The organism is Rhizobium sp. USDA 3886, from assembly GCF_056279785.1.
In genome coordinates this window covers 253,743-274,723 of sequence record NZ_JBWCDC010000003.1, presented here as the reverse complement: position 1 = coordinate 274,723, position 20,981 = coordinate 253,743, and the positions used below count along the sequence as shown (strand labels likewise).

Sequence of the window (20,981 nt, the reverse complement as noted above, 5' to 3'; positions counted from 1 at the left end):
GCTTAAGATCACTCAGGGTAAGCCTCGACGCCCTCCGGCGGCGGCTTGTGGAAAAGGATGAATACAAGGGGGTTGGCGGGCTCGGACATTGCGTCGCTGCGCTGGCCCGTCACCTCTCCGGCAACGCCGCTTGTATATTCCGCAACAACCTCGCCGAAGCTGTTGCGTTGGATCGCCACCTTCTGCCCGGCTTCGACCTTGTCGTTGAGCTTGACCAGGTGCTCGACGATCCCACCCTCTGTTGCCAGTATCGGGAACGCACTGTTGCCAATAAAAACACTCACGTCCTTGCCTGTGCGTCCCATAGGCCCAGCAATGATGCCGTGATGCTTGAGGACGTTCATCGTGCCTTCCACGAACAGCGAGACCATCTCGAGGTCCAAGACCCGTGCAGCGCCGATCTCCGGGCAAAAGGCCGGGATGCCCGCGTCGACAAAAGCGTTGTGAAGGACACCGGGATACACATGACTGTCGAAGATCTGGCCGACTGGGTAGAGTTCCAACATCGCCTTGATCTCGGGCACGTCCATGCCGCCGATGTTGAATGCGGTGACATCGAAACCGCTTGTCCCGGTGTGGAAGTCGATTGCGGTGTCGGCGTTCGGCCGCAGCAGCCGGTTGAACAGGAGCCCGGCGTGCCGGCTGGGCGCGGTGGCGCCGTTCTCGTTCCCGGGCCATTCCCGGTTCATGTCGATCAGATCGTTGCCCCTGCCGAAATTGGGCCATCTGCGCTGCATGCCTTCGATGGCCGGGCGGGAGACGTCGGTAACCGCCATCACCGTGCCCGACATCTGCACCGGATCGAGCTGGTTCATCACGGTCTGGACCGTATGCATGGAACTCATCTCGTCGCCATGCACGCCGCTGGTCATGACGACGCGCTTGCCCGGCTTCGCCCCCTTGGCGACCGTCACGGACACATACCAGTATTGTCCGGTGGGCATCTGCACGCCCTGAAAATACAAGAGGTGCTTCTGCCCGGGTTCCAGGTCGTCGACGTCGAGCGCACTGACGACCTTTTTTCCCTGGATCATTTCGCCGGTATAGACCGTTCCTGGAGACCCACCGGATGCGGCGTCGGCAGACGAGGCCGCTGCGTCCTGTGCTTGAACCGAGCCAGCGTGGGATGCGAGAGTGGCCGCGGCGCCGACCGTGGCGATGGATGCTATTAGCAGATCGCGACGGTCGAGGCCTTTTTTGGATTTGCCCGACATGATGAAGTCCTTTGTTAAATCTAGGTTAGGATGACGGACACTTAAATTTCCAGCTCGATCGACATCTGAGCAATGGCAATGCCTGGACCCCGTTTGCAATAGCCGGTGGATCGTGGCTACAGTTTGAGGACAGCTCACGATGCCTGCATATGTGAGCGCAAGCAGCGCACCGCCGCAGTTGTTGTTCTGTTACTTCCCACCTACCATCCGGATAATCAGCAATGGGATAGTCAACGCTAATCAGTTCCGTTTCAGTCGTTGAAGATAGCGTCTTCTGGCCGCCCTGCCATTGGCTCAGAATTCCAAAACTGTGCGTCTCGTCCTACATCAGACGATATTCTTCAAAGCGCTGCTCTCTTCTCGCGGCCTATCGCCCGATGTAGCCAGCGTCGCCGGGATGACCGAGGCGCGCGGCATAGTTGCCTCAGGTTACGGCAGGATTGGAAGCGGATTTGATACCGGTCAATGCCATCGGCGCCGCAAAAAATAGACATGGGGGAAGCCCAACGCCGCCATCGTCGCAAGGGATGCTCCAGTGCCGGCGACAAAGCCGCGGCGTGTCAGGCTTGTATTCGGCCTTGGAGTTGCAGAGGTGGTGCCAAGCGGCAATGCCGCTGAGGTGGAGGAATCAGGCTCGTCGTGGTGGCGAACAAGGAGAAGCGACGGCTGCTTCTCCTCATTCCTGGAATCGAGCGGCAAGAGGACATCGCTCGTGAACCAGATCTTGCCGTCGGCTACGATCCGCGCCCGAAGTCCATAGTTGCGTCCTGCAGGAACCTGATCGGAAGCAACTGACAACGTGAAGGAGATCGGTACCTGGCCGGACGGCGAGACCGTGGTCGCGCCGAGCACCGACAACCCCGACAGTTCAAGGAGTCCCATCACCAACGTGGCGTCGTCGGGCAACAATATGCGTTCCCGATAGAACGCTTCCCCGGAAATCCTGAGGTCGGACGCGGACCCTGGGAAAGGAGACATGCAGATACAAGGCACGATCAACCCGAGCATACCACCTACCGAACGGTCCCATGTCCTGATTCCTCCTTATTTCGACTTTCGTCCTGTCACTCGGTTCCGCGTCCGGTTCGGCGATTGGCGAAGAATGTCTTCAGCCGCAAGATGTCGTCGGCTGTTACGTTCGGCGGATCGGTCACCGCCACCCATCCGTCGATGTAGTGCTCCGGGGCGAATACGTGCCCGTAGCCCATTGGCGACGTTGTCGCGATTGCCATGTCGACCGTGAGCTGCAACATCGTGACGACTGGATACCACGCGATCTCCGTCGAGACGTCGGGGCCTCGTGGTGGACGAAGCCAGTCCGGCTCCCGGTATAATGTGGCAGTGTCGAAGAAGGTGATCGGGTCGCTGGCGTATTGGAGGTAGACGATCCGCATCGGCCCCCAGACGGCGCCGGGGATATCCAATGAGTTCTTCTGGTTCGTGAATCGAAAAACCGAGCCGCCGCGGAACCGCGGGAGCCATTCCGGTGTCCTTGGATCGCGGCCGTTCGTCACGAACCGCCAGGTTCTGCTCGGGAACGGAGGCCCGCTCCACAGAGCGCCCTGGAACGGGTCGGCAATAATATCGTACAGATCGGCCGATAGCTCGGAGTTCATGGCACCAAGGCTTAGTCCGTGGAGATAGAGCTTGGGGCGGCCGTCGCGTGGAAGCGTGATCCAGTAGTTGTAGACTGCGCGAAACAAGGCCACGGCTGTCTCGCTACCGTAGTTGGGCTCGACGAGGAGTGATAGCCAGCTTGCAAGGTAGGAATACTGAACGGCGACGCTCGCCACGTCGCCTCGATGAAGGTACTCCACCGTATCAAGAGCGGCTGGATCGACCATCCCAGTCCCGGTCGGAACGACAATGATTAATACCGATCTCTCGAATGCGCCAGTCCGCTTGAGCTCCCGCAGGGCGAGCTCCGCCCGTTCCTCTGCGGTTCCGGCAGAATTCATTCCGACATAGACTCGGATCGGCTCAAGTGTTTCGCCGTAGAAGAAGTCCCGGATCATAGCCTCGGTAGGCCCCGACGAAACAAACCGGCGTCCCTGCCGCCCCAGATCGTCCCATGACACCTCAGACGGCGGGCTTCCAGTCTTTCCCGGTTGTGTGGGGCGGGGGATGTCGTCCTCCATCCGAGCATCGAGTTCCTGGAAGGAGGAATCCATCGCCCTCAACGCCACCCTAAAGAGAATACCTTCGGCGGCGAACCAGAACAAGGTTGTGGCGACGATCGCACCGATCACATAGGAAATCCGCACGGGAACGAAGCGCTTGAATGTCGTCGAGACTCGTACGAAGCAGAACGTGAAGAGACGTCCCAAAAGGACAAGCATTAGAAAAACAAGAGCCGCCACCAGTGCAGTCCGTAGTCGGCTGCCAGTCTCGACTGCTTCCAGTTCCATCAACAGCCGGACGGAGTTCTGCCAATCAGGCATTTTCCAAAGAGCCGCAAGCGCGGCTACCGCGCATGCGAGGACGGCCGCCGTAGCTATCACGCGCGCAGTCCGCACCTTCGCCGCTGGAAGCTGGAGGAAAGTCCAAGTCGCGGCTACCGAAAGTCCGATGCCATACCCGAGCGCTGTCGCTAGCCCCGATAGTACTCCCTGAATGAGGTCGGTTCTCGGTATCATGCTGGGCGTCAGAGATCCGGCGAAAAACAACAGCGCCATCATCGCTCCCACGCGGGAGTGCAGCTTGAGCCTTTCGATCAATTGGGGCAATCGAGACACCTTCTGGATAGTCGCTTCCCCGCCTCAATGGCATACCACGACGAGCATAGGTCGCCGTGCGTGGCCGTGGGGAAGCTACTATCTCCTGATCGGCCGCATATCCACCACCCGCCCATCGCGCGAGTTCAATGCGACCTCGAACCGTCTTATGCCGAGCCAGGCCCGGTAGATGAAGAAGCGTCCCCGGCAATCGATGCGCCTGATATCGCGGAATCCCCGGAGGCGAAGTAGCCTCTCGCCTTGGGAGCAGGTGATTGACCTGCCATTGTTGAGACTTGTCCCTATGCGGATATTGACATCCACCGATTGCGCGAACGCGGGCTGGGTGACGAACGTCATCAGGATCAGTGCCAGGCACAGCTTGGCGACAACAAAGTTGCCCATCGCGGCCTCCATCGATTGTGCCGATGGATGCATCATTCTCTGAGACTGTGGGTTGTCAAGGAAGACGGCGACCTGCTCCATGAATTGGGGACGGAACGTCAAGGTTGTGGATTCTCGGCTCATGACTGCTGCTACGAGACGATTATGATCCGCGAAAAAGCAACCGCAAAGGCCGGGTGCGCGACGAATAGAACATCAACCTAGCGAAGGAGGCAACATGTCAGACCTGATCGTGATCGTCTATCCCACCGAATCAAAGGCTGAAGAGGTCCGCCAGCTCCTGCTCGGGCTGCAGCAGGAATACATCATCAAGCTCGGCGACGCCGTTATAGCTACGAAAACCGAATCTGGCAAAATCAAACTCAATCAGCTCATCAATACTACCGCGACCGGTGCCGCCTCGGGGAGCTTCTGGGGGATGCTGATCGGCGTTCTCTTCCTAAACCCGCTGGTAGGCGTAGCGGTCGGCGCTATGTCCGGAGCCATCAGTGGGGCCCTGAGCGACATTGGCATCAACGACGCCTTCATGCGACGGCTGGCTGAAAGCATCGAACCGGGCAACGCCGCCCTCTTCCTGCTCGTCCAGGACATGACGGGCGACAAGGTTCTGAAGCAAATCCAGGGCCATGGGGGCGTGGTACTACAGACATCGCTCGACGAGCAGAAGGAACAGGTGCTGCGCGAGGCGCTACAGCAGGCGACCGCTATCAGCAGTGACAAGGTTACTGCGACCTGAGGATGCCCTCTGTCGCAGGCCTATGTCGTGTTGCCCGCCGATTCCCTTCTTGCTGTTGGTATTGAGATGGTGTGCGGGTTTGCAGGAGCCATGGCCGCCGGTCGATCGAAGACTGGAGGCGTGCCTCCCGAGAGGCGTTGTGCCGCTGATCGGTTTGCTTTGCGAAGTTGTTGTTCCTTTGCCGACGCTAGGCTTTCCGGATCGGGAGAGCCCAGTCGATCACATTCGAAATGCTGACATCGCGCCATGCAACACGGCGTTGGCTGGTTTTCTTTCTCTTTCCTCGCAGACATCGGTTTGACAGGACTGCTCGGCGGCGGATCGAACTTCCGCTGCGTTCAAGTTCTGCTGTCTGTCATCCCCTCTGTGCCCAGTAGTTCCGCTATCCATTTGGTCGAGGCGAACTGGGTGCAGAACGCGAGGACCGCAATCGTGATGGGCACGCCGATGAACGCGCCGAATATTCCCCAGAGAAACGTCCAAAGGAAGACGGAAAAGAGGACGAGCCACGGAGAGATGCCGAGCGTGTTTCCGGCCACTCTTGGCTCAATGTAACTCCCTATCACAAACTGTACAGCACTCAAGCATGCAAAGACGACCAGCGCGGACTGCGGGGACTGGAACTGAGCAAGGGCATAGCATGTCGGAAGGAGCGTCGCGATCCAGGGACCGATGAACGGGATATAGTTCAGGGTGAACGCGACTATTCCCCATTCGGCGGCCAATCGCAGACCGAATGCAGTGGCAAATGCCCAGACTGCCAGCCCGGTCGCCGCGCTCATGATCGTCCTGATGAGAAGGTAGCGTCGGATCCTCGATGAAGAGAGTGCGAAGCCTTTGATGATGTGAGCAGCGTTTCGGCTGTCTGCCAACCTACGGATCCGATTTCCCAAGTCGGACACCTCCAAAAGTCCGAGGATGACATAGACGAGAACTACGAGTCCGAACGCGACCATGGTGTTCAGCCGAGCCGATATTCCTTGCAGTGCCCGCAACAGGAACGTCCGCGAAATAAAGGGCTGTTGTCGTGGCGATCGCTGTAAGGATGGTCGGGATAGCCGCCGGAGCGCGTTCAGTCATCGGGCACCTCGAGGGATAATCGGCGGCATGTGGGCAACTCCGGGATAAACCGAGGCTATGGCGGCAGGAGCTCCGGCCCTAGAAGCGCCATATGAGAGGAACGATGAATACCGAGACGACGAAGAACCACATCATCAGAGGCAGGCCGAGCTTCCAGTAATCGCTGAACGCATACCCCCCCGGTCCCATGACCATCAGGTTTGTCGGTGTTGCGATCGGGGTCAGGAATGCTGCCGCTGCCGCGACTGACGTACTCATAAGGACCGGGCGAGGGGACACGCCCATGGCCGTCGCTGCGGCTACGCCGATGGGAATGACGATGAGGGCTGTCGCCGTGTTGCTGATGAGTTGCCCAAGCACGGCGGTCATGAAGAAGAGACCAGCAAGAAGAGCGATTGGCCCAGCGTCGCCGACGAGATCAACAAGCTGCTCGGCCATAAGCTTTGCCGCTCCCGTTTCTACCATCGCTGTGGAGAGCGGCATCATGGCTCCGACGAGAATCACGGTAGTCCATCCGATCGCCCGATACGACTGCTCGACCGTCATAATTCCAGCGAGGATTGTCGTGCCAGCAGCCAGAAGACCTGCGACAGCCGGGGGTACTATTCCGGTTGCAAGCAGAAGCACCATTCCGATCAGAATGACGATGGCCTGCCATGCTCCCGGACCCAGCGGAACGGCCTGACGCCGGACGAGTTCCGGCGAACTGACGACCAGGACGTCGGGGTCGTCGAGGTGCACATCCAGAGCCTTCCAGGTTCCTTGGAGCAGCATGGTATCTCCCGCCTGCAAGGTCGTTCCGCCTGAGCGTGCGCCCCCGGCCTCGGCGTCGATTTCGTTTCCGCCCCTCTGGACGGCAAGAACGATAAGATCGCCGCTTTCCGTGATCATACCAGGGAAGACCTTCGTGCCGATAAGGCCTGATCGGGGCGGAATGACCACCTCTGCGAGGCCGGATCGGCGATTGAAGAGCATTTCCTCTCCGCTGGAGGATTCGGTCTTCTCCCGGAATGCAAGATGCATCTCGGCTGCAAAACCAGCAACAGCCTCGTTGTCTCCCCGCACCAGCAGGTAGTCTCCTTCGGCGATAGCAGCTCTCGTCAGAGGGGCGCTTGTTTCACCGTCCTGCACGGCAACCAGTTGAAGACTTGCGGCCCTGGAGACATCGACAGACGAAGCTGCTGCGCCAACGTATGGCGAGCGCGCCCGCACCCGCATCTGATGGATCCCGCTCTCGAGTCCGTATTGCTCAACCAGCGTCTTTGCGTGTCGGCTGAAGTCAGCTGGCATCGCCGCCCCGTTCCGTTCCGGCAGCAGCTGGCGGCCAAAGAGGATGATTATCGCCATAGTTCCGGCCAGCAGGGGAACGCCGACAAGCCCGAATTCGAAGAAGCCGAACTCACCTATGCCGGCGTCGCCGCCAGCGTCCGATACCAGCACATTCACCGGAGAGCCCGTGAGGGCAAGCTTCGATCCGGCATGAGCGGCGAATACCAGAGGCATGAGAAGTTGTGACGAAAACCGCCTGAGCCTCACCGCGATGACCACCACGACGGGTAGCAGCGCGGCAACGGCGCCGTTGACACTGATGAGCGCAGTGAGGAGGGCGACCAGACACATGGTCAGCAGCAACAGGCGGGACCTGCTTTCCTTGCCTGCTCCACGGATCAGAAGCTGTCCCGCCCAAGCCGTCACTCCGGTCACCTCGAGACCTGCGCTGATCACAAAGAGCGAGGCTATGAAGATGACAGCAGGATCACCGAACCCTCCGAGTGCTTGCTCAATCGTCAACACACCGCTCACCCAGAGCGCCAGGGCGGTCATCATTGCGACCAGAACCACAGGCAGCTTGTTCCACACGAACAGAACAACGGCCATGGCGACGATGGCGGCGATATAGGCGATCGAACTCAATAGCTCGGCTCCTTTGCTAAACTCCGTCAAACGGTTCCCGCGAAAAAATTTGATCGGTGTTCACGCGAGCGTCTTCGTCGCCGGATGGATCTCGCTAGTCCGCCATCGCTGCAAGCAGCACGCCAAGGCGACATCCTTTCTCGTACTCCGCGAGGTCAACGTACTCGTTCACGGTATGGATTTCCGCTTGGCCCGCGCCGATCGTGATTGTCGGGATGCCGTGCTTGTCTAACCAATTGGCATCGAGCCCCCCGTTCGAGAACAAGTAGTTTGGCTCGAGACCCAGCGACTTCATTGCCTTTGCTGCACGAACTACGACGGGGGCATCCTCATCCAGCTTGAAGGGTGGGTACGCGATTTTGTGGACGAAGCTCACGCGGGCAGTCGCTCCGTTGTGGTCTTTCACGATGTTCTTCGCCTTCTCGAAAGCGGCTTTGTATCCCTCGGCGATCATCATCGCGAAGGTCAGATCCGGGCTGCGGGCCTCGCCTCTCAGGAACGTATAGTCGGTGACGACGTTGGTGGCGTCGCCAGCGGGCTTGCCGTCTTTCCCCCCGAACACTCCGATGTTGCTTGTGCCGCGACCATCGGGTTTCTCGACTTTCCCGAACCAGCCTGCCGCATGGGCCTCGGCAAGGCCAAGAGCTCCCACGAGCGTCGCTGAGATACCCTTCTCAGGAGCGACGCCGGCGTGGGACGCCTTTCCCTGGATTTCTACCTCCCAGTTCTCCTGCCCTACTGCTCCAATGATGAGGTCCGATGCGAGCTGGCCGTCGACGTTGACGCACATCACCGATCCGCCGAGGACGGCGGGATCGAGTTCGCGCGCGCCATGCAACCCGCTCTCCTCGCGCACGGTGAACAGGAGGGTGATTGGCGGGTGCGGGAGGTTATGCTTGATCAGCATCTCCGCCACCACCACTAGAAGCGCTACTCCTGTACGCGCGTCGCCACCGAGAGCGGTTGTTCCGTCCGACACTATACGGTCGCCTTCACGTCGTGGCTTTGCCCCCGCACACAAAGGGACGGTGTCGAGATGCGTGGAGAATAGCAGGCGAGGGCCGGGCCGGGTTCCCGGAAGATCGACGATCAGGTTCCCCGTTTCCGTTGGCAAAGGAATCCTATCGTTGGCGTCATCGAAGCGGATATCCGCTTCAGGAACGCCAACAGCTTTCAGAGCTTCGATGACCGCTGACGCGATGTTTGCCTCATGACCTGTCACGCCCTCGACGGAGAGGAACCGCATGAGGTGTTTTTCGGCAGCAGCCCTGTCTAAGGGAATCGAGGGGTTGTCCATCATGTCCATCCATTGATGCGAGTAAATTTTTGACGCTCAGGCCGCTCTCATAGCCCCCACGGAAGTCCCACCATCTTCCAAGCCGCGAACAGCAAGGTCCACAACACGAACATCGAAGCCACGTAAGGCAGCATCAGTGATACAACGGTCCCGACGCCAGCCGACTTGTCGTACCTCTGGGCGAAACCTACGACCAACGCGAAGTATGCATTCAGCGGAGTGATGGCGTTCATCGGAGAATCCCCTACACGGTAGGCGGCTAGGACCGCCTCCGGCTCTACTCCGAGCTTCATCAGAAGGGGCACAAAGACTGGTGCGAATATCGCCCATTTGGCGATCGCACCCGTCAGCAGGAGATCGATGATCGCCACGACGATGATAAAGCCGAGGAGCAATGGCAGTGCTCCGATGTTGGCGGCTTGCAGCGCTCCGGAAAGGCTCAAGGCCATGACGGTGCCCATATTGGTATAGGTGAAGTAGGCGACGAACTGGCTCAGCACAAAGAACAGGAAGATCGTGCCGCCAAGGTTCCTTATCGATTTCTCGATCGCCGTGATGACCTCGGTGAGCGTCCGCAGGGTCCCGGCCCCGATACCGTAGCACCAGCCGGAGACGAGGAAGATCAGCATGATCAGCGCGATGAGGCCGTTCATAAAGGGTGAGTTGCCGATAAGCTCGCCCGTTTCGGCGTTTCGCAGCGGTGCGCCGCTGGGGAGCGTCAGAAGGCAGAACACGATCACGAGGCCAATCAGGCCGAACAACGCGAACCGCAGCCCCCGTGATTCCGATTCAGAAAGTACCGCTCCTTCGCCCGGGCGCTCACCGTCCGCTGGTTGGTCGGGGATGTAAGTGCCAAGCCTCGGTTCGATCACGCGGTCCGAAATGAAGGCAATCACTACGGTCAGGAACAGAACTGATGCGATAGAGAACCAGACATTGGACGCCAACCCGATCGATCTGGTCGCATCGACAAGGTGGGCGGCGTCATTCGTGAACTCGACAAGGACTGCGTCGAGCGGCTTGATTAGCATGTTGACGGTGAATGCCCCTGCGACCGCGGCGAAGCCCAAGGCGAGACCTGCAAGGGGGTGACGCCCGACAGCAAGATATGCGATGCCCGCAAGAGGAATAAGAACGAGATAACCAGCGTCCGCCGCAACGCTGGCGATGATTCCGACGAAAGCAAGGATGTAGGTCAGAGCCCAGCGCGGGGATACGATCACCAGTTTACGGATCAGCGCCGTCACAAGGCCGGATTCCTCGGCGACGCCAGCGCCGATCATCGCGGCTATCATGAGTCCGACCGCGGTGAAGCCCATGAAATTCGGGATGAGCGACTCGTACATGAAACGGATGCCGTCGGTGTTCAGCAGGCTCCTGATCGAAGTCGTGGCGGCCTCGATCTCATGGGTTTCCGGATTGATCCGCTCGAAGGTTATCGAGGTGCCGAAAGCTCCCAGAAGGGCCGACAGCGCGATCACTATGGCGATGAGGGTGAGGAAGATTATGACGGGGTGGGGGACCATGTTGCCCACCTTTTCGACCCCGTCGAGGAATCTCTGCATAACGGTTTTTGGAGCCGCTCCCGCCGTGGACATGGGTGATCTCCTACCCCTCAGCCCCGCAGCGCGAGGCGCAACGCCGATATCGCCGACACGGACGAACTACAACTCATCTTAGTTGGAGCAGCCGCAGAGTCGTGAGCGCAGAATCCACAACCTGAGCAAGGTGTCCCGAAAAGATCCCACAGTGGGCGACGCTGCTGCCACAAGAAACGCGAAGTAGGCAAACAGCGCGGTGCGGGGAAATGCAGCTGCAGCGCGATATCACGACCTGAAGATACCTCCGTAGTGGTTGTGGTTTGTTATATAAAAATGATACTGCTACTCAGGTTTGAAATGGAATAATCTTTCGTGGACATCGGCGAAGGTATTGTCATGGATAACATGCTAGAGGCGGATGCCGAGCGAGATATTGATCACAAATTCGCTTGCTCGATAGATGTGAGTACCCAATCGTTTCCCAGTGACAACCAGTTCGAGATATTCAGGAACGCTCACGTTGGCGTCGCTGATCTGACATTCTGCAAGAGCGCGGACGGTTCCTTTCCCGCCCGACTGAAGGTCTGGATGCTCGGTTCGATGCTAGTTGTTTCCACTGTCCTGCCAGGAAAAGGCTATGCCCACGAATGGCGGCACGTGAAGAAGGCTGCATTGGATAACTGGTATCTGTGCTTGCCGGTCCGGCCCCTGACGCGCGCCGCTGGAGGGCAGACCTTGCCCCATCTTCGATGCCTGGCTAAACCGTTCGAGGTTATGGTGGAAGATGAGGGTGCATTATCGGTCTTTCTTCCGTCAGACGGGTTTGTCCCGACGTCCACTCTCGAGAGCCTGCTCCATAGGAAGATCGAGGGCGCGTTGGGCCATCTCCTCGCCGACTACCTTGTGCTTCTGGCGCGATCGTTGGCCGGCGTCACCATGGCAGAGGTGCCATACGTGGTCGAGGCCACGAGGAACCTTATCATCGCGTGTCTAGCTCCCTCGCGAGATCGGCTGGTAGACGCTCACAGACCAATCGGGGCGGTGGTCCTGGAACGCGCCAAGCGCTTGATAAACACGAGACTTGCCGACCACTCGCTCACTGCCGAGGTGATCTGCAGCGAGCTAGGTGTCTCGCGCTCGCGGTTATATCGATTATTCGAGCCGCTGGGTGGTGTGGCGGCCTATATCCGGCATGAGCGTCTGGTCCGGACGCGTGCGGGAATCTCCAATAGCAATGACGTCCGGGCCATATTCCATATCGCGGAGGAATGGGGTTTTGATGATCCCTCCGCATACAGCCGGGCCTTCAGACACGAGTTTGGAATGACGCCAAAAGAGGCGCGGGAGGTCGGCTGGGTCCGGGATGTCTTCCATGTTCAGCGCGAGAAGAGTCTTCGGGATGGAGGCCCGCTTACGCTCTGCCAGGCCCTTCGTGGTGTCGCCTAGTCCGGCCCGTTCGCGGATGCCGATCGTACCTCGTTTGAATTGGACCGCTCCCGGATGAATGTTTATCCCTCGCCCAAGGCTAGGCAGACGAACTTGCCGGCACGGCGTCCTCCCAAGGCCCGAAATCGAAAGATGGCGAATGCGAGGCAATCACGAACCTGCGCCGAAACCCGCTGATGAATGCGGCGAAGGCTCTTGTTTCCTGACCTTCAGCGCCCTGCAAAGGCGCCAGACGAGATCATGTGTCGCCGCGGCCTGCCGTTTCTGTTTCGGTGTCGCCGGCATCGGTTTCTGGAGCAGGCGTTCTGCATGGATCCAGCACAAGTGCCTTCACAGCGCATTTCAATCCGAAGGTTGCGCTCGCCGCAGTCGAATTGGCGCGCAAGATGGGCTTTTCGCCCTTCTCGCGCTGCCCCACACCAACGGCAAGGCCTTGCACGTCCACGGTTGTCTCGCCCCTTCGGAACGGTGGCAACGCAAACCGCGCGCAACCTCGATGGCTTTGCTAAGCCAGGCGCCAGCCTTTTTGACTTTCTCTTGGGGCGCCTCCACCCGCGCTATAGCAACCTTCGCCGATCAAAGAAATGGAGAGGACCATGCCGGTCTGGCACAGGTCCCTTCTCGATCAAGATGGTTTGGCATCGAGCGCGTGCAGGATGCCGCGCAGTTCCGCCAGTCCGCGCATGCGGCCGATCACGGGATAGCCTGGCGTGACGGTTTTGTTGAGATCGTCGAGCATACGGTGACCGTGGTCGGAGCGGAAGACGATTTCGTCTTTCGAGCTGCGCTTGCGGTCCTCAGTCACGAGTTCCTTGAGAACCGCGACCATATCGACGTCGCCCTCCAGATGCGCGCTCTCATGGAATGAGCGGCCATCGCCTTCGCGCTTGGTGGCGCGCAGATGCGCGAAGTAGATACGTGAGGCAAAGCGGCGGGCGATCGCCGGCAGGTCGTTGTCGGCGCGCACCCCGAGGCTGCCGGTGCAGTAGCACATGCCGTTTGCTTCTGATGGTACAGCCTCGAAGAGGGCGGCATAGTCCTCGGCTGTCGAGGCAATACGCGGCAGCCCGAAGAGCGAACGCGGCGGATCGTCCGGATGCAGCGTGAGCTTGACGCCGCGCGCCTCGGCGGCAGGTATGACGGCCTGCAGGAACTCGATGAGGTGCTGGCGGAGCTTAGCGGCGTCGATGCCGGCGTAAGCGGCAAGCTTTTCGCGGAAGCCGGGGATGGTCAGAGGCTCGGTGGTTGAGCCCGGCAGTGCCGAGGTTATGATGCGGGTGATCTCAGCCATCTCCGCTTCCGGCATCGTCTCATAGACTTTTCGGGCGCGTTTCTGGTCCTCCGCCGAGTATTCCTTATCGGCGCCTTGACGGTGCAGCACGAAGAGGTCGAAGGCAGCAAAGCGTTCGTGGTCGAAGCGCATGGCGGTTGCGCCTGTCGATATTTCGTAATCGAGTTCGGTGCGTGTCCAGTCGACCACCGGCATGAAATTGTAGCAAATGATTGAGATGCCGCAAGCGGCGACGGCCTCAAGGCTGGCAATCCATGCGTCGATTTCGGCCTTTGCCTGGCCACCCTTGCGCTTGACTGCGTCGGGGATCGGAATGCTCTCGACGACAGACCATGTGAGGGACGAACGGCCAGGCGGCGTATTCTCGATCATGGACTTACGGTCGCCGACTTCGCGTTCCGTCCAGGCGCGGCCGATCGGCACCTGATGCAGCGAGGACACGATGTTCGTTGCGCCCGTCTGGCGCACCTCGTCCAGAGTGACGGGCGCCTCGGGCCCAAACCATCTCCAACCTTGCCGCATCTGTTTCCTCCTTGTTTGTCTCGTTGCTTATGGGCTGCTTCAGCAGAAATAATCGGGATAGCGCGTGCGAAGCTCGGCGACGTCCGGGATGACGGCGCTCAGGTGGTGAAGCATGGCGTCGCGGGCGGCTTCCATATCATGGGCTGCGATCGCATCGCGGATAGCGATGTGTTCGGGAACCACATTGTCCATGCGGCCCAAGGCCGGAAGCGTCAACCGCCGCGCCCGGTCGATCTGCACCTTGACCGTCTTCAGGATGGTCCAGATACCAGGGTAGCCGGCGATCTGGGTTAGCGCCTGGTGAAAGACCTCGTCTTCTTCATGGAAGCTGGACACGTCGCCAACGACGGCAAGTGCCTTCTGTCGTGCGATGATGGCATCGAGCCGGGCGATGTGGTGCAGTTGGGCAATTCGGGCAGCCCTTTCGACGGTCGTGCTCTCAAGCGCCTTGCGAACGACAACGGCTTCGGGAATCGCCGATACGGGGACGCGTGAAACAACGGTACCTGACTGCGGATAGATATCCACAAGGCCGCCTTCCGAAAGACGAAGCAGCGCTTCGCGCACAGGCGTGCGACTGACGCCGAATTCCTCAGCTATACGCTTTTCCTGAAGCGCCATTCCTGGCGGCATGCGCAGCGAAACGATGTCGGCATAAAGCCTTTCGAAAATCGCATCCGCCGCCGTCACGCGGCGCAGCTTCGCTGGTCTTTCCGAAAGAGCCGGAAAGTCGATGGCTTCGAAGCTGGATGCCTGCCGCATGGCATTGCCTGAACATGATGTCGTTGTGCATACTAGTATATCAATTCAATTCTGTTGCCAAGGGCACCGAAGAGGAGCGGCGCAAAGCAGCAACTCGTGCATTGATCTTCGCTCAGGCGGCCTGACCGCTGACGCGCATGATGCCGACCGTTACGAACCACAACACGATGCCAAGGCCGAGAAGGAAGCCAGCGATCAGGTACTGAACCGGATCCCGGCCGGTCCATGGTCCGGCAAGGAAGATGCAGGTGATTGAGCCCAGCACCGGTGCGATCATAGGTGCTTTGAAATGCGCGTGTCCGACGCTGTCTCGTCGAAGCACCAGCACGGCAATATTGACCACCGCAAAGACGCAGAGAAGCAGCAGAGCTGTGGTGCCGCCGAGCGCCGGAACGCCGCCCGCGAACATGATCAGCGCGACGGCAAGCAGCGTGGTGAAGCCGATTGCCACATACGGCGTCCTTCTGGCGGCGTGGACCTTCCCGAGCATTTCCGGCAGAACCTGTTCGCGACTCATGCCGTAAATCAGGCGGCTTGCCATCATCATGTTGATGAGAGCGGAATTCGCGACCGCGAACATCGTGATAATACCGAAAATGCCGATCGGGAAATTCGGCGCACCAGCCTGCACGACCTTCAAGAGCGGTGTTTCGCCTTCGCCAAGTTCGGCAGCGGACACCAAGGTGATCGCCGATATGGCGACGAGGACATAGATGCCGCCGGTGATGACGAGGCCACCCAGAAGCACCTTCGGGAATATCCGGCTCGGTGCCTTGCATTCCTCGGCCATGTTGACCGAATCTTCGAACCCCACCATGGCGAAGAAGGCGAGCGTGGTCGCCGCGATGACCGACCAGAGAACGCCGCGATCGCCGCTCGGCTGGAAGGTCCAGACTCGGGAAACGTCGCCTTGTCCGCCGGCGATTGCCCAAAAGCCGATGCCGATAATGATCAAAAGGCCGGTGAGTTCGACCGTTGTCAGCAGCACATTGAGCTTGACGCTCTCGCCGACGCCGCGGAAATTGACTGCCGCGACGAGCGAGATGAAGGCAATGGCGATGAAGGTCACGCCATAGCCGCCGAAATCGAAGCCGAAGGCTGTCGAGAAGTTGGCCGCAAAGGCACGGGAGGCCGTTGACGCGGAAGTTATGCCCGAGGACATCACGGCGAAGGCGACGAGGAAGGTGAGGAAGTGGATGCCGAAAGCCTTGTGCGTATAGAGTGCCGCACCGGCGGCGCGTGGATATTTCGTCACCAGTTCGAGGTAGCTCAAGGCGGTCAGCAGCGCGACGGCGAAAGCAACCAGGAACGGCAGCCAGACGACACCGCCCACCTCTTTGGCGACTTGTCCGGTCAACGCATAAATGCCCGTTCCAAGAATGTCACCGACGATGAAAAGCAAGAGCAGACCGGGTCCCATGACCCGCTTTAATTCCGGCTGCTCTGGCAGCGTCTCCAACGGTATCCCGCTCATGCACCCTCCTTTTAGCTGTACGGCCCCGACCGCATTCAAGCGTCAGGCTCTGCCCTGTTGGCAACTAGAGCGGAAATTAAGGGAGAAAAGCGGTACGTTGAGCGTTGGAGTTTGCCGCGAGGCTGGCTTAGCGGCTGGAGGCGCAAGCCCGGTGCTGATGCCTACGGCTCCGCCGGTAATGACCTATTTCGGAGATCGGGCGCTCACGAGCGGAGACGGGACGATGGACATTCGATCGACGCTGATGGAGCTATGTGAGGCCTTCAACGCGCACGACCTTGATCGCGTCATGGCGTTCTTTTCTGACGATTGTATCTTGGAGATGCCGCGGGGAAGTAAGCCTTGGGGTTCTCGTTGCGAGGGCAAAAGGAGCGTAAGAGAAGCGCTGGCGACGCGCTTTGAAGGCCTGCCTGACGTCCACTACGGCAACGTGGAGCATTTTGTGGAGTCGTCTGCCGATACGGGCGTCTCAAAATGGACCCTCACAGGCACCACCCGCGAAGGCACGAGAATGGAAGTCCGAGGCTGTGACTTCTATACGTTTCGCGACGGCAAGGTGATTCGCAAGGACTCGTATTGGAAAATCGTGGAGTGAGAGTCCGCTGTTGACCCATGGCGTCAATTCGCGACGTTGTAGCAATTCGGACGCTTTCGAAGAGCAATGCGGACATTCAGTGGGCCGTGCCTACAGAACTTACGAGCGCGCCGCCCAGATATCTCTACGGCAGCCTTCAGACACGCATCGCGACTGCTATCATAGAGAGGGCGCGAATGACCCGCGCCACCGGCCTCGGCTAAGGACCCACACGTCCGGCAAGATCTCGGCGAACAACCCGTGGGCCTGAGCCCGATTGCGATGCGATAGTCGCAAGGCTGGCTCGCCCGGGCATTTCTGATTCCGTTCATGGTGTGCGACATCAGCGCAGCCGCGGGGCTTGAATTTGCTGCGTTGCAGCATTAGCTTATGATGATCCGAAGCGGTTCACCTCCTCCCGAGCCGCTTCGGTCCGACGGGCAGCGCTCCTCCTCCCAAGCTGTCAGTCACGATCGAAGCCCGGCGCATCTCCTCCCGCGTCGGGCTTTTCGTTGCGCAAGTGGATCATGGTGTCGTTGATGCAGCGCGCCGAAACCTGGGATAGAGCGGCGATAACCGCTGACTGACACGATTGATCGGACGCGGCAGGGAAGACCGCGGTTATCCCATGCTCAGACCAGCCGCCGCGCCCGTCCGCCAAAATGCCAGCGGCCGTGACTCCCAATTTGCAGAATACTATGGGCACAACTGATCGTCGACTTGGCGCCAGTGGCCTGAGGGGACCTTGCGGCAGGCTTGGGATAATGCTCCTCGCAACTGCTGCCCTTTCTTTACACGATAGCAATTGCCGCTACAGTCTTGGCGAACCCCACTGATATTCAGGCGAGGCGAGAATGGAGAGGAGCTTTATGGCATTGCGATCAAAAACCGGTTTGGCTGGCAGGGCGATGGCATGCTTGCTTCTGGCATCGTCACCGATGATCGGCATTGCCCGCGCCGACAATGCCAGCGCAACAAAGTCGGATCCGCGATCACGCGCCAAGGAAATCATCACGCGGCTTGTCGATGACAAGACCGATTTTCGCGATCGAAGGCAGCGCTTCGAGGAGGCGATGCGGGCTACGCCTGAGCCAACCCGCGTGCAGATACGCCAGGTCGATGCCGATGGCGTTGAGGGCGAATTGATCTGGCCCGCTCGCCTCCACCACCCGCTTGGCAAACGGGCCATCCTCTTTCTCCACGGTGGAGGCTTTTATGGCGGCTCCTTGCGTAGCCATCGCAACATCGCTGCGTCGTTCGCGAAGGCGTCGTCTGCCGATGTGCTGTTGATCGAATATCGGCTTTTGCCTCAATACCGCTTTCCGAGCCAGGTCGAGGATGCGGTCACTGCATTTCGATGGTTGCTTGAATCCGGCTACGAGGCGGCGAACATTGTGGTGATCGGAGATTCCGTCGGCGGAACCTTAGCGCTCCAAATGTCTCTTCGCCAGATCGCCACGAACGGCGAGAAGCCCGCTGCCGTGATCGCTATCAGCCCGGTTGCCGATTTTGAAGGTGCGGCGGTTCCGGCGCATGGCGAAGACGAGGTTTCCGTCGGCCGCGAGTGGCTGCAGCAGGTGGGGAAGGAATATGCGGGGAAGGGGAGCCCCTCGCTTCAAACCGTGTCGCCGATAAACAGCGATTATTCAGGTTTTCCTCCGATCCTCCTGCAGGTCGGCGACAAGGAGGCTTTGCGGGGGGATGTTCAGCGCCTCTTCGAAAAGCTGAAGGCTGCAAACGTCGATGCGCGGCTGGACGTCGTGCCGGGCCTGTTCCATGAGGCCTCGTTGTTTCCGTTCTGGCTCGACCAAGCCAGGAGATCCAATCAGCATGCGGCGGAATTTGCCATGGCTCATTTCGCCGATAGGCCACCGCAGTGAAGCCGAGTTGGCGATGCTCCGACAGCCGGTATTCGCCTTCGTCCGCCAGGCTGGCTGGATCCTACATTGCAAAGGCTTCTTTTAACCCGAAGCTTTTGCGTTCGCGGAGGTCGAGATCGGCTTCGATATGGGAAATATGGTGCACCATCAGGCGGCAGGCGGTGTCGAGATCCTTGCGCTCGATAGCCGTAACGATGTCGCCGTGCTCCGTATGGCCACAGCTTGATACGGTCGACTGACCGTAGAGCGCGATGACCAGCGAGGAGCGGGCGATGAGTTCCTCCATGAAGCGCTGCATGATGGCATTGCAGGAGACCGAAGCGAGCATCAGGTGGAAATCGCCGGAGGCCTTGATTTCGGCGCGCCTTGCGGTCTGCCCGCGCTCGCCCATCAGGCGGCCCTCTTCCAGCAAGAGCTGCTTCAGGTACTGGATCTGCGCAGGCGTAATGCGCGCGGCGGCTTCGCGCAGAATTCCAGGCTCCACCAGCCGGCGGGCAGCGAAGATCTGACGAGCCTCTTCCGGGGACGGATAGGCGACGAAGGCGCCACGGTTCTTCTCGACGCTGACGAGACCCTCATAGGACAGGGCCTGGAGCGCGGCGCGGGCAAGCGTGCGGCTGACGTTGAAGAGATTGCCGACATCGCCCTCGGAAAGTTTCGTGCCTGGCGAAAGCCGTCGCTCGATGATTGCATCGCGGATCGCGTCGCGAATTTGCTGGGTGCTCGTCTCGGCTGAATCGTCTGCCGGCAGAACTGCGTCGGAGGAGGTGGGCTTCATGAAATCGGATACCTAAGAATCGTCACAATGATAGCCAGCTTCGGGAGAAAAGTTAAACGGAATTTGCAAGCAAAATACGGGTCAAATTGTATACGATCATCTGCATAAGTTGCAGACAAGAGCCTATTTCCTGTGCAGGTCGCGGAATGCCACGCAATGAACCGCCTCGATGGATTTGCCAAATCCCGATGGATTCGTAAGGTTTTGATGCCGGCGACGGAAACTGGCACGGCGGATGCATCGTCTTTCTCGAACAGGGGAAGACGTGATGTTGAAAGCGGCAGAAATCGATATAGCGTCCGTTTCGAAGGTTTATGGCGCGACAACCGCTGTGCACGCCATCAGCTTGAAGATTCCTGCTGGATCGTACTGCTGCTTCCTTGGCCCTTCCGGTTGCGGCAAGACCTCGACGCTCCGCATGATCGCCGGCCATGAAAGCATCTCCTCCGGCGATATCCGCCTCGGCAACACGGTCGTGACCGACTTTCCTCCAGCCAAGCGCGGCACGGCGATGATGTTCCAGTCCTATGCGCTCTTTCCGCATCTTGACCTTGTCGACAATGTCGCCTTCAGCCTGAAGATGAAGGGGATCGGGAAGGACGAGCGCCGGGCCAAGGCGCTGGATATGCTGAAGCTGATGCAGATGGAAGCCTACGCGACCAGGCGTCCGGCACAGCTTTCCGGCGGCCAGCAGCAGCGCGTGGCGCTGGCCCGTGCGCTGATCACCAATCCGGAAGCGCTGCTGCTTGATGAGCCGCTTTCGGCCCTCGACCCGTTCCTGAAGATCCGCATGCGCGCCGAACTGAAGAAACTTCAAAAGACGCTCGGCATAACCTTCGTCCATGTGACGCACAGCCAGGAAGAGGCGATGGCGCTGGCCGACATCATGGTCATCATGAATGACGGCAAGATCGAACAGGCGGCAGCACCCCGCCAGGTCTTCGAGCGCCCGGCAACGGCTTTCGTAGCCCGTTTCATGGGTGACCATAACGTTCTTTCGGGCCGCATCGTCTCTGCCGAAGCTGGCGTGATCACATTTAAGGGGCCGGAAGGCCAGACATTTTCCGTGCGCGGTGAGGGCAGGCAGGTGGGCGAGGCTGTCGATATCGGCGTCCGCACCGATCGTGTCCGCCTCGAAGCGCCAGCAAAAAAGACGCTCGGCTTCCACGGCGTCGTATCCAACATCGAATATCGCGGCGCTTCGGTGAAGATCACCACAATCGGCGCGGGCAGCGACGACTTCACGGTCATCGCGAGCGACGGCGATTACTTCGCCAAACCCGTATCGGTCGGCGATGCGGTGTCTCTGAGTTGGGCCCTGGAGGATGCAGTCCTCCTCGGCCATGCATGACT

Annotated in this window: 17 protein-coding genes; 5 read left to right on the top strand and 12 right to left on the bottom strand. The window is 59.5% G+C overall.

The genetic code is table 11. From position 1 onward, the window contains the following. Positions 1–8: 8 nt before the first annotated feature. The 4 genes from ACZ9BX_RS24105 to ACZ9BX_RS24090 form a co-directional block, all read right to left on the bottom strand. Positions 9–1,214, bottom strand: a complete 1,206-nt coding sequence (locus ACZ9BX_RS24105; RefSeq protein WP_476220580.1) for a M14 family metallopeptidase — start codon at positions 1,212–1,214, stop codon at positions 9–11. A gap of 462 nt (positions 1,215–1,676) precedes the next feature. After that, entirely contained in the window at positions 1,677–2,192 is a 516-nt protein-coding gene (locus tag ACZ9BX_RS24100) for a YbaY family lipoprotein (protein WP_476220578.1), read from the bottom strand. Between the two features lie 86 nt (positions 2,193–2,278). Continuing rightward, positions 2,279–3,892 carry an alpha/beta hydrolase gene (locus ACZ9BX_RS24095; protein ID WP_476223020.1) on the bottom strand — a complete coding sequence of 538 codons (1,614 nt, stop codon included), beginning with the start codon at positions 3,890–3,892 and terminating at the stop codon, positions 2,279–2,281. 135 nt (positions 3,893–4,027) lie between these two features. Next, a complete protein-coding gene (locus tag ACZ9BX_RS24090; protein ID WP_132559046.1) occupies positions 4,028–4,333 on the bottom strand; it encodes a hypothetical protein in 306 nt (101 codons plus the stop codon). A gap of 217 nt (positions 4,334–4,550) precedes the next feature. Between ACZ9BX_RS24090 and ACZ9BX_RS24085 the strand changes: the two genes are divergently transcribed. Further along, complete coding sequence (locus ACZ9BX_RS24085) at positions 4,551–5,069, top strand: DUF1269 domain-containing protein (RefSeq protein WP_087001078.1); 519 nt, start codon at positions 4,551–4,553, stop codon at positions 5,067–5,069. Positions 5,070–5,407: 338 nt separating this feature from the next. Here ACZ9BX_RS24085 and ACZ9BX_RS24080 read toward each other — a convergent pair whose 3' ends face one another. The 4 genes from ACZ9BX_RS24080 to ACZ9BX_RS24065 form a co-directional block, all read right to left on the bottom strand. Then, entirely contained in the window at positions 5,408–6,064 is a 657-nt protein-coding gene (locus ACZ9BX_RS24080; protein ID WP_476220577.1) for an AI-2E family transporter, read from the bottom strand. Positions 6,065–6,227: 163 nt separating this feature from the next. Beyond that, a complete protein-coding gene (locus ACZ9BX_RS24075) occupies positions 6,228–8,063 on the bottom strand; it encodes an SLC13 family permease (protein ID WP_476220576.1) in 1,836 nt (611 codons plus the stop codon). Between the two features lie 94 nt (positions 8,064–8,157). Then, positions 8,158–9,369: a M20/M25/M40 family metallo-hydrolase gene (locus tag ACZ9BX_RS24070; protein WP_476220575.1), complete on the bottom strand. Its 1,212-nt coding sequence runs from the start codon at positions 9,367–9,369 to the stop codon at positions 8,158–8,160. Between the two features lie 38 nt (positions 9,370–9,407). Then, complete coding sequence (locus ACZ9BX_RS24065; protein WP_476220574.1) at positions 9,408–10,958, bottom strand: AbgT family transporter; 1,551 nt, start codon at positions 10,956–10,958, stop codon at positions 9,408–9,410. A 315-nt stretch (positions 10,959–11,273) separates the two neighbouring features. Between ACZ9BX_RS24065 and ACZ9BX_RS24060 the strand changes: the two genes are divergently transcribed. After that, positions 11,274–12,347: a helix-turn-helix domain-containing protein gene (locus ACZ9BX_RS24060; RefSeq protein ID WP_476220573.1), complete on the top strand. Its 1,074-nt coding sequence runs from the start codon at positions 11,274–11,276 to the stop codon at positions 12,345–12,347. 625 nt (positions 12,348–12,972) lie between these two features. Here ACZ9BX_RS24060 and uxuA read toward each other — a convergent pair. The 3 genes from uxuA to ACZ9BX_RS24045 form a co-directional block, all read right to left on the bottom strand. Continuing rightward, positions 12,973–14,160, bottom strand: coding sequence for a mannonate dehydratase (gene uxuA / locus ACZ9BX_RS24055; protein WP_476220572.1), 1,188 nt, complete (start codon positions 14,158–14,160; stop codon positions 12,973–12,975). A gap of 39 nt (positions 14,161–14,199) precedes the next feature. Further along, positions 14,200–14,922 carry a GntR family transcriptional regulator gene (locus ACZ9BX_RS24050; RefSeq protein WP_132558643.1) on the bottom strand — a complete coding sequence of 241 codons (723 nt, stop codon included), beginning with the start codon at positions 14,920–14,922 and terminating at the stop codon, positions 14,200–14,202. A 112-nt stretch (positions 14,923–15,034) separates the two neighbouring features. Continuing rightward, positions 15,035–16,396: an APC family permease gene (locus tag ACZ9BX_RS24045; RefSeq protein ID WP_476220570.1), complete on the bottom strand. Its 1,362-nt coding sequence runs from the start codon at positions 16,394–16,396 to the stop codon at positions 15,035–15,037. 223 nt (positions 16,397–16,619) lie between these two features. On the opposite strand from ACZ9BX_RS24045, the gene ACZ9BX_RS24040 reads away from it, so the two are divergent. Both ACZ9BX_RS24040 and ACZ9BX_RS24035 read left to right on the top strand, forming a co-directional pair. Then, positions 16,620–16,991 carry a nuclear transport factor 2 family protein gene (locus ACZ9BX_RS24040; protein WP_476220568.1) on the top strand — a complete coding sequence of 124 codons (372 nt, stop codon included), beginning with the start codon at positions 16,620–16,622 and terminating at the stop codon, positions 16,989–16,991. Between the two features lie 848 nt (positions 16,992–17,839). Further along, complete coding sequence (locus ACZ9BX_RS24035) at positions 17,840–18,850, top strand: alpha/beta hydrolase (RefSeq protein ID WP_476220567.1); 1,011 nt, start codon at positions 17,840–17,842, stop codon at positions 18,848–18,850. 61 nt (positions 18,851–18,911) lie between these two features. On the opposite strand, the gene ACZ9BX_RS24030 is transcribed toward ACZ9BX_RS24035, so the two are convergent. Continuing rightward, a complete protein-coding gene (locus tag ACZ9BX_RS24030) occupies positions 18,912–19,628 on the bottom strand; it encodes a GntR family transcriptional regulator (protein ID WP_476220565.1) in 717 nt (238 codons plus the stop codon). A 268-nt stretch (positions 19,629–19,896) separates the two neighbouring features. On the opposite strand from ACZ9BX_RS24030, the gene ACZ9BX_RS24025 reads away from it, so the two are divergent. After that, positions 19,897–20,979: an ABC transporter ATP-binding protein gene (locus tag ACZ9BX_RS24025; RefSeq protein ID WP_476220563.1), complete on the top strand. Its 1,083-nt coding sequence runs from the start codon at positions 19,897–19,899 to the stop codon at positions 20,977–20,979. Positions 20,980–20,981: the final 2 nt, after the last annotated feature.

What these genes read in the sequence shown, in the direction of transcription:
- ACZ9BX_RS24105 (WP_476220580.1), bottom strand. Translation starts at nt 1,214, where the DNA reads ATGTCGGGCAAATCCAAAAAAGGCCTCGACCGTCGCGATCTGCTAATA.
- ACZ9BX_RS24100 (WP_476220578.1), bottom strand. Translation starts at nt 2,192, where the DNA reads ATGTCTCCTTTCCCAGGGTCCGCGTCCGACCTCAGGATTTCCGGGGAA.
- ACZ9BX_RS24095 (WP_476223020.1), bottom strand. Translation starts at nt 3,892, where the DNA reads ATGATGGCGCTGTTGTTTTTCGCCGGATCTCTGACGCCCAGCATGATA.
- ACZ9BX_RS24090 (WP_132559046.1), bottom strand. Translation starts at nt 4,333, where the DNA reads ATGGGCAACTTTGTTGTCGCCAAGCTGTGCCTGGCACTGATCCTGATG.
- ACZ9BX_RS24085 (WP_087001078.1), top strand. Translation starts at nt 4,551, where the DNA reads ATGTCAGACCTGATCGTGATCGTCTATCCCACCGAATCAAAGGCTGAA.
- ACZ9BX_RS24070 (WP_476220575.1), bottom strand. Translation starts at nt 9,369, where the DNA reads ATGGACATGATGGACAACCCCTCGATTCCCTTAGACAGGGCTGCTGCC.
- ACZ9BX_RS24065 (WP_476220574.1), bottom strand. Translation starts at nt 10,958, where the DNA reads ATGTCCACGGCGGGAGCGGCTCCAAAAACCGTTATGCAGAGATTCCTC.
- uxuA (WP_476220572.1), bottom strand. Translation starts at nt 14,160, where the DNA reads ATGCGGCAAGGTTGGAGATGGTTTGGGCCCGAGGCGCCCGTCACTCTG.
- ACZ9BX_RS24050 (WP_132558643.1), bottom strand. Translation starts at nt 14,922, where the DNA reads ATGCGGCAGGCATCCAGCTTCGAAGCCATCGACTTTCCGGCTCTTTCG.
- ACZ9BX_RS24045 (WP_476220570.1), bottom strand. Translation starts at nt 16,396, where the DNA reads ATGAGCGGGATACCGTTGGAGACGCTGCCAGAGCAGCCGGAATTAAAG.
- ACZ9BX_RS24040 (WP_476220568.1), top strand. Translation starts at nt 16,620, where the DNA reads ATGGACATTCGATCGACGCTGATGGAGCTATGTGAGGCCTTCAACGCG.
- ACZ9BX_RS24035 (WP_476220567.1), top strand. Translation starts at nt 17,840, where the DNA reads ATGGCATTGCGATCAAAAACCGGTTTGGCTGGCAGGGCGATGGCATGC.
- ACZ9BX_RS24030 (WP_476220565.1), bottom strand. Translation starts at nt 19,628, where the DNA reads ATGAAGCCCACCTCCTCCGACGCAGTTCTGCCGGCAGACGATTCAGCC.
- ACZ9BX_RS24025 (WP_476220563.1), top strand. Translation starts at nt 19,897, where the DNA reads ATGTTGAAAGCGGCAGAAATCGATATAGCGTCCGTTTCGAAGGTTTAT.